The organism is Pseudomonas sp. BRM28 (assembly GCF_002939405.1).
Lineage (GTDB): Bacteria > Pseudomonadota > Gammaproteobacteria > Pseudomonadales > Pseudomonadaceae > Aquipseudomonas > Aquipseudomonas palmensis.
In genome coordinates this window covers 4251612-4264266 of record NZ_PEFV01000001.1, presented here as the reverse complement: position 1 = coordinate 4264266, position 12655 = coordinate 4251612, and the positions used below count along the sequence as shown (strand labels likewise).

Here is a 12655-nt window from a genome sequence, read left to right as displayed (position 1 = left end):
CATGGGCATGGTTGCCGGCGCGGGCGAACGCACACTCCATCGCACATCAACCTGCTGTCTGAGCCCTGCGTCGCCACACGAACGATTAGCCACTTTCGCGGCCCGCACGGGCCATGAGGACCTGAACGATGGACGTCACCGCAACCTTGAGCCTGGGCGACCCACTGGACGCTGCACGCAAGGCCACCGCCGACATGCTGCAGACCCGCGAGCGCACCTTCTCGCTGCCGCAACCCTTCTACACCGATGAGCGGCTGTTCCAGATCGACATGCAGGAGATTTTCCACAAGGAATGGCTGATTGCAGGCATGACCTGCGAGATCCCGGCCAAGGGCAACTACCTGACCCTGCAGATCGGCAAGAACCCGATCATCGTGATCCGCGGTGCCGAGGGCAAGGTGCATGCCTTCCACAACGTGTGCCGCCACCGTGGCTCGCGCCTGTGTACCAGCGACAAGGGCAAGGTGGCCAAGCTGGTGTGCCACTACCACCAGTGGACCTACGAGCTGGACGGGCGGCTGCTGTTCGCCGGCACCGAGATGGGCGACGACTTCGACATGCAGCAGTACGGTCTCAAGCCGGTGAACGTGAAGACCGCCGGTGGCTACATCTTCGTCAGCCTGGCCGACAACCCGCCGGCCATCGATGACTTCCTCACCACCCTGGCCCATTACATGGAGCCCTACGACATGGAGAACACCAAGGTGGCGGTGCAGACCACCCTGATGGAAAAGGCCAACTGGAAGCTGGTGCTGGAGAACAATCGCGAGTGCTACCACTGCAACGCCTCGCACCCGGAGCTGCTCAAGACCCTGCTCGAATGGGACGACGTCACCGACCCGCGCGCCGACCAGGCGTTCAAGGATCACGTGGCGGCCAGCGCTGCGGCGTGGGACGCGGAGAAGATCCCCTATGCGCATGCCAGCTTCGGCCTGCGCAACCGTATCGTGCGCATGCCCCTGCTCAAGGGCACGCTGTCGATGACCCTGGACGGCAAGCTGGGCTGCCAGAAACTGATGGGGCGCATCCAGAACCCCGACCTGGGCTCGATGCGCATCCTGCACCTGCCGCATTCGTGGAACCACTGCATGGGTGATCACATCATCGTGTTCACGGTATGGCCGATCAGTGCCCAGGAGAGCATGGTCACCACCAAGTGGCTGGTGCACAAGGATGCGGTTGAGGACGTGGACTACGACCCGGCACGCATGCGCCAGGTGTGGGACGCGACCAACGACCAGGACCGGCGCCTGGCCGAAGAGAACCAGCGCGGCATCAACTCGACGGCGTATCAGCCGGGGCCGTATTCGAAAACCTACGAGTTTGGCGTGGTGAATTTCGTGGACTGGTACAGCGAGCGGATGCTGAGCAACCTGGGCGCGGCGCCGGCGCCGTATCTCAAAGGTGTGGCGGCGCAGTAATACTGGGGCCGCTTTGCGGCCCATCGCGGGTCAAGCCCGCTCCCACAAGGGCCGCGTAGATCTTGTGGCAGCGGGCTTGACCCGCGATGAGGCCGGTGCCAGCTGTACAAATTTTGAACAACACCCGCAAACCCCAGCCCCTACTGCCCCATACCTACTCCACCAACACTTTATCCACAGCCACACCCACAGCAATTGTGGGCAACCCTTGTGGAAAACTTCCGCCCAGCGCCCTTCAATCCACAGCGTGCAATAGATCAAAAAGTGATCAAACCTCTGTAAGCCTTTGAATACGTGCCCCCCAGCACTGCACGAACACCTTATCCACAAAGCCGCCAACAGACTTTGTGTGCAAGTAGCCCTCTTTGCAAAACCCATGTGGATAAACCGCCGAAACCCCCGATTTTCGCTGCCGCGTGAGTATTTCGCGGTGGATTGACGAGGTTTTGTGCGTTTTTTGATCAAATAGCTGAACACCTTTAACCACGTGGCCTGCAGCCATGTCCGAACAGATTATCCACAGAGCCGCCAACAAGGATTGTGAGCAAAACTGCCGTCTCGCTGGACGACGGGCATGAAAAAACCGCGAAAAATTCGCGGCGTGTATTGATCACTATTTGAACAAAAGCCTGCAGGCCACGGTTGACGTGGCCTGCAGCCATAGGCAAACACTTTATCCACAGAACCGCCAACAGACTTTGTGCACAACCCTTCAGCGCAGCACACCCTCCTCCACCAACAGCTTCAGGATCGCCTCGGCGCCTTCGCTCGGGGTCACGCCCTTGAGTACCTGTCCACCGCCGCCACTGGCCTTCGCCGTGGCGGCTTTCATGCGGTCGGCACCGCTCTTGGCCTTGATTACCTTGAGGCGTTTGGGCCGGGGTCTGGCCGGCTGCAATACAGCATCTGTGAATAACTCGTCCTCCACCACCGCCACCTCATGGGCCGCCAACAGCCCGCGTTGCGCCGGCCCATAGGCGCTCTGGCGCGGCACCGGCGCGGCGTTATCCACAGTGGCGAGCATCGGCAGGCGCACGCTCAGGCGGCGCCGCTGCCCCCGTGGCAGGGCCTGCAGCACCTGGGCCACGCCATTGTGGATGGATTCCACCTGCGCCAGCCCCACCACCAGCGGCCAACCCAGGCGCTCGGCCAGCAGAAACGGCAGCATGCCCGAGCCTTCGCCGGTTTCGGCCTGGCTGCCGCTCAGCACCAACTGTGCCCCCGCCTCGCGCAGGTAGTCACCGAGCACGCCCAGCACATCGGCGCCTGCGGGCTGCTGCAACACGTCCAGCTGCGCCAGCCCCATGCCCAGGTACGCGCGCAGCGCAGGCTCGTGCGGGTCGCCGGCATGCAGCACCTGCAGGTTATCCCCAGCCAGTTGCAACCCCAGTTCCACAGCCCGCGCATCCTGTTCGGCGCGGCGCATGCGCCCCGAGGTGGGGTGGGCGCCGATCGAGACCAGGCTGATGACCTTGGTGTTCATGAATGCCCCCTCAGGCCGCATCGCGCCGGGCGCTGTTGCGATAGTTGTCCACAGCCTCGATCAGCGCCTGCAAAATTGCCGCGCTGTCGCCGATGACCGCCAGGTCGGCACGCTTGATCATGTCGCAGCCGGGGTCCAGGTTGATCGCCACCACCTTGTCGCAGGCACCGATGCCCTGCAGATGCTGGATCGCCCCGGAGATACCCACAGCCACATACACCCGCGCCGTGACCCAGGTACCGGTGGCCCCCACCTGGCGATTGCGCGGCATGAAGCCATCGTCCACCGCCACCCGCGAGGCCCCTTCGGTGGCCCCCAGCGCGGCGGTGGCCCTGTGGAAAAGTGCCCAGTCCTTGACCCCGTTGCCGCCCGACAGGATGAATTCGGCCTCGGCCATGGCGATGGTGGCCGGGTCCACCGGCACCGGTCCGAGGTCTTCGATACGCGCCAGGCTGCGCGCCGCGCCTGTGGACACCTCCACCGGCAGGGCTTCATGGCGGGTTTCGCTGACCGGCTCGGCACATTCGGCCGCCGCCAGGATCAGGCGCGCCAGCCCGCGTACCAGGTCCTGCTGGCCAGCCCCGGCGCGCCCGCTGCACAGTCCGTCCTTGACCTGCCACACCCGCGTGGCCGGGCGCTCGCCCAGCGCCGCGGCAAGGCGCCGGCCCAGCTCGCCGCCACCGCTGCGGCTGTCGGGCAGCAGCCAGTGGCGCGGGTTGAACTGGTTATCCACAGCCCGCAGGCCTTGCACCCGCTGCTCCGGTGCATAACCTGCGAACGCGTCACCGTCGATCTGCAGCAGGCGGTCGACGCCGAACGTGCCGAAGGCGGTTTCCTTGTGCTCGCCAAACACCACTGCCAGCACCGCGCCGTCGCTGCCGGCCAGGCCGTGGGCCAGCCCGAGCACATCCCGGTCGTGGCTGCTCAGGCGCCCGCCGACCATGTCCGGCACCACCACGATGTAGAACGCCGGCAACGGCACCTGATGCAGCGGCACCAGCACCTCGGCGGCGGCGCTGCGCTTGCTCGTAGCGCCTTGGCTGGCGCCGCTGCGATCGATGCGCTTGATCCCATTGGGGCCGATGAAGCCCACCGCATGCGGGTTCTTGCGCAGCACGCCATTGGGCCCCATCCACTGCGTCTGTTGGGCCTGCATGGCTGCGTGCAGCGGGTGCAGACGGTTGCGTGCAATCCACTCGGCACGCGGGTCACGCCGGATGATGTCGCTCATGGGTCCACCTGCGCAGGTTCTGGTTGGCTTGCTACCGGCGTGCTGGCAACCGTCGCTTCACGCAGCGCGTCGGCCACCAGCTCGGCCAGGTCCTTGATCTGCGGGCGTGGTTCGACCACGCCTTCGAGCATCGCGGTGCACTGCGGGCAGCCCACAGCCACCACCTCGGCGGCGGTCTCGCGGATGTCCTGCATGCGCATGTCGGGAATGCGCTGCTTGCCCGGAATGTCGGTGATCGGCGCACCGCCACCGCCGCCGCAGCAACGCGAGCGAAAGCCGGAGCGCGCCATCTCGCGCACCTCGATGCCCAGCGCGCGCAGCACCTGGCGCGGCGCCTCGTACTCGCCGTTGTAGCGGCCCAGGTAGCACGGGTCGTGATAGGTCACGCTGGCGCCCTTGTGCGGCGCCAGGTCGAGGCGGCCGGCGGCGATCAACTCGGCGATGAAGCTGCTGTGATGCTGCACCTGGTAGTGCCCGCCCAGCGCGCCGTATTCGTTCTTCAGTACATGGAAGCTGTGCGGGTCGCAGGTGACGATGCGCGTGAAGCGGTACTGCGCCAGGGTCCGGATGTTGCGCCGGGCCAGTTGCTGGAAGGTGGCCTCGTCGCCCAGCCGGCGGGCCACGTCACCGCTGTCGCGTTCCTCCAGGCCAAGCACGGCAAAGCCTACGTTGGCCGCCCTGAGCACCTTGACGAAGGCGCGCAGGGTGCGCTGGTTGCGCATGTCGAAGGCGCCGTCACCCACCCACAACAGCACGTCGGTGCCGTGCACCTCGCCCAGCACCTCGAGGTCGAGGTCGGCGGCCCAGTTCATGCGCCCGCCCGGGGCGAAGCCGCCGGGGTTGTCGGTGGCGATCAGGTTGTCCAGCACCTCGGCGCCCTTGTTCGGCGTGGCGCCTTTTTCCAGGGTCAGGTGGCGACGCATGTCGACGATCGCATCCACGTGCTCGATCATCATCGGGCACTCTTCCACGCACGCCCGACAGGTGGTGCACGACCACAGCGTGTCGGCATCCACCAGGCCGTCGACGATCGGCTGGTGCGGGTTGCCGCCGTGCTCGCCGAGCGGTTTGCCGGGGTACGGGCTGCCGGCAAACTTCGCATCGGTGCCACCCGCCAGGCCCACCACCATGTCCTGGATGAGTTTTTTCGGGTTCAGTGGCTGGCCGGCGGCGAACGCCGGGCACGCGGCCTCGCATTTGCCGCATTGCACGCAGGCGTCGAAGCCAAGCAACTGGTTCCAGGTGAAGTCCCTGGGTTTTTCCACACCCAGCGGTGCGCTCGGGTCTTGCAGATCCAGCGGCTTTAGCCCGGTGGAGCGCCCGCCGCCGAAGCGTTCGGCGCGCCGGTGCCAGGCCAGGTGCAGGGCACCGGCGAAGGCGTGCTTCATCGGCCCGCCCCAGGTCATGCCGAAGAACAGCTCGCTCACACCCCACAGCACGCCCAGCCCGAGCAAGGCCACCAGCACCCAGCCACCGGTACCTTCGGGCAGGATGCCGGCTACCGGCAGGGTGGCGATGAAGAAGCTGGCGGAAAACACCAGCAGGCTTTTCGGCAGGCGCATCCAGGGGCCTCTGGACAAGCGCGCGGGCGGGTTCAGCCGGCGCCTGTAGACGAACAGCGCACCGCCGAACATCAAGGCGGTGGCCACCAGCAGGGCGTAGCCGAGGAGGCGGTTGTGCAGGCCGAAACCGTGCACCAGGATCGCCAGTACGGCGGCCAGCACGAAGCCGCCGGCGGTGGCGACGTGGGTGTTGGCCATGTACCTGTCGCGGGCAACCACGTGGTGCAGGTCGACCATGTACCGGCGTGGCATGGCCAGCAGGCCCTTGAGCAGCTCGACCCGCGATGGCCGGCCTTGGCGCCACATCCGCACGCGCCGCAGCGCGCCGAGCACGGCCAGGCCGAGGGCGGCAAACAGCAGCAGGGGTAGCAGGGTGTTCAACATGGGAAGCTCCCGACTGGGCACATCGCACATCTGCCTGTAGGAGCCGGCGTTGCCGGCGAATGCAACGACACAGTGTCATGTCGATTGCGCGGTGGCCGCTTCGCCAGCAAGGCTGGCTCCTACAGAAAGAAAGGGCAGTGAACGATCAGAAATCCTTGCACAGGCGCAAGGCGTCGTAGATCGCCGCATGGGTGTTGCGCTGCGCCACGCAATCGCCGATCCGGTACAGCAGGTACCCCTCCCCCGGCTGGCTCAATATCGGCTGCGGCTCAATCGCGAACAGCGCCTCCACATCGATCTGGCCCTTGTTGCGCGAGCCCTCCTTGAGTGCGTAGTACAGGGTCTCGTCGGGGCGCACACCGTTCTCGATCACCACCTGGTCGACCACCCGCTCCTCCCGTGCCCCGGTGTATTCGTTCTCCAGCACTGCCACCAGCTTGTCGCCCTCGCGGTAGACCTTCTCCAGCATCAGGTCGCCGGTCATGATCACTTCCTTGGGGTACATGCTGCGGTAGTAGGTGGGGAACGAGGTGCCGCCAATCGCCACTCCCGGCTTGATGTCGTCGGTGACGATCTCCACCTGGCTGCCCTTGTCGGCCAGAAAATCCGCCACCGACATGCCGGTGAATTCGCAGATGGTGTCGTACACCAGCGCGGTCTTGCCCGGCGCCACCGTGCCGTCGAGCACGTCCCAGCTGCTGACCACCAGGCCCTCGGCCGCGCCCCAGTACTCGTTCTGCTCGATGAACGGGTGCCCGCCCACCGCCAGCACCACCACGTCGGGGCGCAGGTCCATGAGGGTGTCGACGTCCGCCGCCGTACCCAGGCGCAGGTCGACCTTCAGCCGCGCCAGCTCCAGCTGGTACCAGCGCGTGATGCCGGCGATCTGGTCGCGTTGCGGAGCCTTGGCGGCGATGCTGATCTGCCCGCCGATCGCCTCCTTCTTCTCGAACAGGGTCACGTCATGCCCGCGCTCGGCCGCCACCCGCGCCGCCTCCATGCCGGCCGGGCCGGCACCGACCACCACCACCTTGCGTCTGGGGCCGGTGGATTTCTCGATGATGTGCGGCACGCCCATGTATTCCCGCGAAGTGGCGGCGTTCTGGATGCACAGCACGTCCAGGCCCTGGTACTGGCGGTCGATGCAGTAGTTGGCGCCCACGCACTGCTTGATCTGGTCGATCTGGCCCATCTTGATCTTGGCGATCAGGTGCGGATCGGCGATGTGCGCGCGAGTCATGCCGACCATGTCCACGTAGCCGCCCTCCAGAATGCGCGTGGCCTGGTTGGGGTCCTTGATGTTCTGCGCGTGCATCACCGGCACGCTCACCACCTCCTTGATGCCCGCCGCCAGGTGCAGGAACGGCTCGGGCGGGAAGCTCATGTTGGGGATCACGTTGGCCAGGGTGTTGTGGGTGTCGCAGCCCGAGCCGATCACGCCGAAGAAGTCCAGCATGCCGGTAGCGTCGTAGTACCTGGCGATTTCCTTCATGTCCTCGTGGCTGAGGCCATCGGGGTGGAACTCGTCGCCGCAGATGCGCATGCCCACGCAGAAGTCGGGGCCGACTTCCTCGCGCACCGCCTTGAGCACTTCCAGGCCGAAGCGCATGCGGTTCTCGAAGCTGCCGCCCCATTCATCGGTGCGCTTGTTGACCCGCGGGCTCCAGAACTGGTCGATCATGTGCTGGTGCACTGCCGACAGTTCCACCCCGTCCAGCCCGCCTTCCTTGGCGCGGCGCGCGGCCTGCGCGTAGTTGCCGATCACGCGCCAGATCTCCTCCGGCTCGATGGTCTTGCAGGTGGCGCGGTGCACCGGTTCGCGGATGCCCGAGGGCGACATCAGGGTCGGCCAGTGATAGCCGTCCCAGCGCGAGCGCCGGCCCATGTGGGTAATCTGGATCATGATCTTGGCGCCGTGCTTGTGCATGGCGTCGGCCAGGTTCTGGAAGTGCGGGATGATGCGGTCGGTGGCCAGGTTGACCGAGGCCCACCACTGCTGCGGGCTGTCGATGGCCACTACCGACGAACCACCGCAGATGGCCAGGCCGATACCGCCCTTGGCCTTCTCTTCGTAGTACTTCACGTAACGCTCGGTGGTCATGCCGCCGTCGGTGGCGTACACCTCGGCGTGTGCGGTGCTCAGTACCCGGTTGCGGATGGTCAGCTTGCCGATCTGCAGCGGCTGGAACATTGCTTCGAAAGCCATGGCGGGTTCCTCGACTTACAGGGGCTTGACGATGAACAGGCCGTCGTCGTGGCCGTGTTCCGAACCGCCGTAGACCTGCTCGGCGACCGTGCGAAGGGGGCTGCCGCGGGCCGCCAGGATCTGGTCCATGGCGCCGGCGAACCAGCCGGTGAACATGTAGTCGACCTTGCGCCCGACCTTGCCGTACACATAGACGAAGGCCGAGTGTTCGAGCCTGACGCTGGCGGTACCTCTGTCGAGGTCGATGTCCTGGATCGTGAACAGCCCCCAGCCGCGTTGCGACAGGCGTTTCATGTAGTGCTCGAACACCGCCACGCCCTGCAGGCCGTGGCATTCGGCCTCCTTCTCGCACCAGTGCCAGGCCGACTTGTAGCCGGCCTTGTACAGAATCTCGGCGTAGGCGTCGGCGCCCAGCACCTCTTCGATGCCCATGTGGTTGTTGACGAAGAAATGCCGCGGCACGTACAGCATCGGCAGCGCGTCGCTGGTCCACACACCGGTTTCGCTGTCGACTTCGATGGGCAATTGCGGGGCGATCTTGGCCATGGAAACTGAACTCCATAAAAGAAAAAGGATGCGGCTGGGTGAGGCGTGGGGTTACTCGCCCCAGACGTCTTTCAGGACATTGACCCAGTTCTCGCCCATGATCTTGCGCACCACCCGCTCGGGGTGGCCGCGCTTGAGCAGGGTTTCGGTGAGGTTGGGAAATTCGCCCACGGTGCGGATGCCCAACGGGTTGATGATCTTGCCGAAGCTGGTGAGGCGGCGCGCATAGCCCTTGTCGTGGGTCAGGTACTCGAAGAAGTCCTGGCCGTGGCCCTGGGTGAAGTCGGTGCCGATGCCGATGGCGTCTTCACCCACCAGGTTCATGGTGTATTCGATGGCCTCGGCGTAGTCGTCGATGGTCGCGTCGATACCCTTGGCCAGAAACGGCGCGAACATGGTCACGCCGACAAAGCCGCCATGGTCGGCGATGAACTTCAACTCGGCATCGGACTTGTTGCGCGGGTGCTCCTTGAGCCCGGAGGGCAGGCAGTGGGAATAGCACACCGGCTTTTTCGATTCGAGGATGACTTCCTCGCTGGTTCGGGAGCCGACGTGGGACAGGTCGCACATGACCCCCACGCGGTTCATCTCGGCGACGATTTCGCGACCGAAGCCGGACAACCCGCCGTCGCGCTCATAGCAGCCGGTACCCACCAGGTTCTGGGTGTTGTAGCACATCTGCACGATGCCCACGCCCAGCTGCTTGAAGATCTCCACGTAGCCGAGCTGGTCCTCGAAGGCATGGGCGTTCTGGAAGCCGAAGAGGATGCCGGTCTTGCCCTGCTCCTTGGCCTTGCGGATGTCGGCGGTGGTGCGTACCGGCAGTACCAGGTCGCTGTTTTCGCGAATCAGCTTCTGGCTGGCGACGATGCTGTTGATGGTGGCCTGAAAGCCCTCCCACACCGAGACAGTGCAGTTGGCGGCGGTGAGGCCGCCCTTGCGCATGTCCTCGAACAGCTCGCGGTTCCACTTGGCGATGATCAGCCCGTCGATAACGATGCTGTCTGCGTGCAATTCGGCCGGGCTCATCAGGCTGTCCCCTTGTATGACGTTGCGGCGCCGAATCGTCTGCCGGCGCTTTGGGGCCAGCATATGCCTAGGCGCCAGGTCGCCAGGATGCAAAAACGACAGGGGAATTGCCGAAAACGTCAAGGTGCGACAAAGGGCCCGGGCGGCACCCGCCGGGAAGGTGCCGAACAGTGCCGACCATTGCCCGCTCGCCATGCTGTTCTTTGCTACGGTGCTTTGCGAGAATCGCGGATCCTTTACGCGCACCCTGGTGGGAGACTCTGTAGATGAAATCGCTGGTATGGCTTGTGCTTGCGGCTGTGGCGCTGGGCGCACAGGCCGAGGAAAGTGACGCTCCCACCCCGTGCGACAACGTCGAGACGGCCCAGCAGAACTACGCCTGCGCCGCCTACAGCCGTACGGTTGCCGAACGCGAGCTGAACGCCGCCTTCGGCGATCTGCTCGAACGCATCAAGGAACAGTATGCCGGCCAGGGTGCGAAGATCACCGAACTGAGCAACCGCCTGAACGCCGCCCAGAACCTGTGGAAGCAAGTACGCGACGCCGACTGCAAGGTCGAGACCTTCGACAGCACACCGGGCAAGGAGTACGACGCCGCACTGAACACCTGCCTGGCGCAACGCAGCGACGACCGCTCCGAATACCTGCAGTCCCTTGGCCTGCAAAACTCCGATTGAGGCACCCCATGAAAATCTGCGGCATCGAAATCAAGGGCAGCGAAGCCCTGCTGGCCGTGGCCAGCCTGGACGCCGGCCAGCCCGTGCACGTTGGCGTGGCCACCAAGAAGATCGGCCTGGAGGATGACGAGGATGCCGCCCAGGTAAAGGCATTCGCCGCACAGGTCAGAGCCTTTGTCAGCGAGCATGGCATCGGGCAACTGGCGATCAAGAAGCGCAGCAAGAAGGGCGACTTTGCCGGCGGCCCGACCACCTTCAAGATCGAGGGCGTGCTGCAGTTGCTGGACAACTGCACGGTGGAGCTGGTGTCGCCGCAGACCGTCAGCGCCCAGGCCAAGAAGCACAATCTCGAGCTGCCGGGAACGCTGAACAAGTATCAGCATGAGGCCTACAAGAGCGCCTGTGCGGTGCTGCTCAAGCGCGGCTGAGGGCGCCTGCGCACGTCACTGATCTAGCCAAAAACGACCTGTTCATAGGTATGCCGGCCATGCCCCTTGTCGCCACCGCGCAGCGCTCCCAGAATCGGGGCACCCTTCGCCTCGAACAAGGACAACCGCCATGATGCACGCCGATTTGATCGATCAGGACGACCTGCTGGGCCAACTGCGCGCCCTGGGCTTCGAGATGCCTGCCGGCGCCAGCGCCGAGCAGGCCTGCGAATGTGCGGTACGCGGCTTGAGCGCGGAACGCGCCCGGGCCCTGCGCGGCCTGGTGGAGCAGTTGTACACCGGCAGCGCGACGATCCTGCCGGCGGTGCGCCAGGCGATCGACAAGCAGTTGCTGCCGGCGCTGGCGAACCACAAAAGCCTTCACGGTTGACCCCATCGCGGGCCAAGCCCGCTCCCACAGGCGCTTCACTGCCCTTCAGAGCAGCGATGTACCGGTGGGAGCGGGCTTGACCCGCGATGCTGTCGGCCTGGTCTACAGCCTCACACTGGCAAACGTCGACTCATTGCGCGCCTGACTCAGCGCCGACATCGGCCCGGCCAGCGGCGACAGCACCAGCGCCTGCGGCAGCGGCATCATCGCCACCTGCTGGGCCGTGTTCGAGCCTACCCGCTCATCACGCGGCGGTATCCCGAAGTATTCCCGGTAGCACTTGGAAAAGTGCGGCGTGGACACGAACCCGCACACCGACGCCACCTCGATGATCGACATCGGCGTCTGCTTGAGCAGCTGCCGCGCACGAATCAGCCGCAGCTTCAGGTAATAGCGCGACGGCGAACAATGCAGGTACTTCTGGAACAACCGCTCCAGCTGACGCCGCGACACCGCCACGTACACCGCCAGTTCGTCCAGGTCGATCGGCTCTTCGAGGTTGGCCTCCATCAGCGCCACGATTTCCTGCAGCTTGGGCTGGTTGGTACCGAGCATGTGCTTGAGCGGCACGCGCTGGTGGTCCTGCTCGTTGCGGATACGCTCGTACACGAACATCTCCGAGATCGCCGCCGACAGCTCGCGGCCATGATCGCGGCTGATCAGGTGCAGCATCATGTCCAGCGGCGCGGTGCCGCCCGAGCTGGTGAAGCGGTTGCGGTCCAGGGTAAACAGGCGCGTGCTCATGCTCACCCGCGGGAAGGCCTCCTGCATCGCGGCCAGGCACTCCCAGTGCACGCTGCAATCGAAGCCATCGAGCAGCCCCGCACAGGCCAGCGCCCAGCTGCCGGTACACACCGCCCCCAGCCGACGCGACTGGCGGGCCTGGCTCTGCAGCCAGGTCACATGTTCACGGGTCACGGTGCGCTGGATGCCGATGCCGCCACACACGATCACGGTGTCCATCGCCGGCGCCGCATGCATCGCCGAATCAGGAGTGATCTGCAGGCCGTCGCTGGCCCACACCTGACCGCCATCCACGCTCAGTGTGCTCCAGCGATACAGCTCGCGACCCGACAACTGGTTGGCCATGCGCAGCGGCTCGACCGCGGAGGCCAGGGAGATCAGCGTGAAGTTGTCCAGCAGCAGGAAACCGATGGATTGGGGGGTGCGGTTCTGGTTTGGGGTTGCGGAGTTGTACGACGTCATCGCGATCTCTCCTCACACAATGCAGGGTGTGCCTCAGGCTCGGGCTTTTTGTCATGGCCCCGGTTCGATTGCAGGGGCTTTGCCAAACCCA

General features: G+C 65.2%; 11 protein-coding genes. 4 read left to right on the top strand and 7 right to left on the bottom strand.

What is annotated here, in order from left to right; translation table 11 throughout:
- Positions 1 to 128 precede the first annotated feature (128 nt).
- Positions 129 to 1421, top strand: a complete 1293-nt coding sequence (gbcA, locus tag CR917_RS20035; RefSeq protein WP_104572846.1) for a glycine-betaine demethylase subunit GbcA — start codon at positions 129 to 131, stop codon at positions 1419 to 1421.
- A 712-nt stretch (positions 1422 to 2133) separates the two neighbouring features.
- Here gbcA and CR917_RS20030 read toward each other — a convergent pair.
- The 6 genes from CR917_RS20030 to CR917_RS20005 form a co-directional block, all read right to left on the bottom strand.
- Positions 2134 to 2904, bottom strand: coding sequence for an electron transfer flavoprotein subunit beta (locus CR917_RS20030; protein WP_043860354.1), 771 nt, complete (start codon positions 2902 to 2904; stop codon positions 2134 to 2136).
- A 10-nt stretch (positions 2905 to 2914) separates the two neighbouring features.
- A complete protein-coding gene (locus CR917_RS20025) occupies positions 2915 to 4135 on the bottom strand; it encodes an electron transfer flavoprotein subunit alpha/FixB family protein (protein WP_104572845.1) in 1221 nt (406 codons plus the stop codon).
- Complete coding sequence (gene dgcB, locus CR917_RS20020; protein WP_043860356.1) at positions 4132 to 6081, bottom strand: dimethylglycine demethylation protein DgcB; 1950 nt, start codon at positions 6079 to 6081, stop codon at positions 4132 to 4134. Before dgcB ends, CR917_RS20025 begins: the two co-directional genes overlap by 4 nt.
- Before the next feature lie 145 nt (positions 6082 to 6226).
- Entirely contained in the window at positions 6227 to 8287 is a 2061-nt protein-coding gene (gene dgcA, locus CR917_RS20015) for a dimethylglycine demethylation protein DgcA (RefSeq protein ID WP_104572844.1), read from the bottom strand.
- Between the two features lie 15 nt (positions 8288 to 8302).
- Complete coding sequence (locus CR917_RS20010) at positions 8303 to 8833, bottom strand: 4-vinyl reductase (protein WP_054916693.1); 531 nt, start codon at positions 8831 to 8833, stop codon at positions 8303 to 8305.
- A 51-nt stretch (positions 8834 to 8884) separates the two neighbouring features.
- Entirely contained in the window at positions 8885 to 9862 is a 978-nt protein-coding gene (locus CR917_RS20005) for a dipeptidase (RefSeq protein WP_043860376.1), read from the bottom strand.
- Between the two features lie 266 nt (positions 9863 to 10128).
- Between CR917_RS20005 and CR917_RS19995 the strand changes: the two genes are divergently transcribed.
- The 3 genes from CR917_RS19995 (at position 10129) to CR917_RS19985 (ending at position 11358) form a co-directional block, all read left to right on the top strand.
- On the top strand, positions 10129 to 10539 hold the full coding sequence (locus CR917_RS19995; protein WP_088514261.1) for a lysozyme inhibitor LprI family protein: 411 nt from the start codon (positions 10129 to 10131) through the stop codon (positions 10537 to 10539).
- 8 nt (positions 10540 to 10547) lie between these two features.
- Positions 10548 to 10967 carry a DUF3010 family protein gene (locus CR917_RS19990; protein WP_104572842.1) on the top strand — a complete coding sequence of 140 codons (420 nt, stop codon included), beginning with the start codon at positions 10548 to 10550 and terminating at the stop codon, positions 10965 to 10967.
- A 130-nt stretch (positions 10968 to 11097) separates the two neighbouring features.
- The gene (locus tag CR917_RS19985) at positions 11098 to 11358 is read left to right on the top strand and encodes a hypothetical protein (RefSeq protein WP_043860361.1); all 261 of its coding nucleotides are present in this window, start codon (positions 11098 to 11100) and stop codon (positions 11356 to 11358) included.
- Between the two features lie 102 nt (positions 11359 to 11460).
- Here the strand turns inward: CR917_RS19985 and CR917_RS19980 are convergent, their stop codons facing one another.
- Positions 11461 to 12564, bottom strand: a complete 1104-nt coding sequence (locus CR917_RS19980; protein WP_043860362.1) for a GlxA family transcriptional regulator — start codon at positions 12562 to 12564, stop codon at positions 11461 to 11463.
- Positions 12565 to 12655: the final 91 nt, after the last annotated feature.

Excerpts from the sequence above, each read along its gene's own strand:
- gbcA (WP_104572846.1), top strand. The coding sequence starts at position 129 with ATGGACGTCACCGCAACCTTGAGCCTGGGCGACCCACTGGACGCTGCA.
- CR917_RS20030 (WP_043860354.1), bottom strand. The coding sequence starts at position 2,904 with ATGAACACCAAGGTCATCAGCCTGGTCTCGATCGGCGCCCACCCCACC.
- CR917_RS20025 (WP_104572845.1), bottom strand. The coding sequence starts at position 4,135 with ATGAGCGACATCATCCGGCGTGACCCGCGTGCCGAGTGGATTGCACGC.
- dgcB (WP_043860356.1), bottom strand. The coding sequence starts at position 6,081 with ATGTTGAACACCCTGCTACCCCTGCTGCTGTTTGCCGCCCTCGGCCTG.
- dgcA (WP_104572844.1), bottom strand. The coding sequence starts at position 8,287 with ATGGCTTTCGAAGCAATGTTCCAGCCGCTGCAGATCGGCAAGCTGACC.
- CR917_RS20010 (WP_054916693.1), bottom strand. The coding sequence starts at position 8,833 with ATGGCCAAGATCGCCCCGCAATTGCCCATCGAAGTCGACAGCGAAACC.
- CR917_RS20005 (WP_043860376.1), bottom strand. The coding sequence starts at position 9,862 with ATGAGCCCGGCCGAATTGCACGCAGACAGCATCGTTATCGACGGGCTG.
- CR917_RS19995 (WP_088514261.1), top strand. The coding sequence starts at position 10,129 with ATGAAATCGCTGGTATGGCTTGTGCTTGCGGCTGTGGCGCTGGGCGCA.
- CR917_RS19990 (WP_104572842.1), top strand. The coding sequence starts at position 10,548 with ATGAAAATCTGCGGCATCGAAATCAAGGGCAGCGAAGCCCTGCTGGCC.
- CR917_RS19985 (WP_043860361.1), top strand. The coding sequence starts at position 11,098 with ATGATGCACGCCGATTTGATCGATCAGGACGACCTGCTGGGCCAACTG.
- CR917_RS19980 (WP_043860362.1), bottom strand. The coding sequence starts at position 12,564 with ATGACGTCGTACAACTCCGCAACCCCAAACCAGAACCGCACCCCCCAA.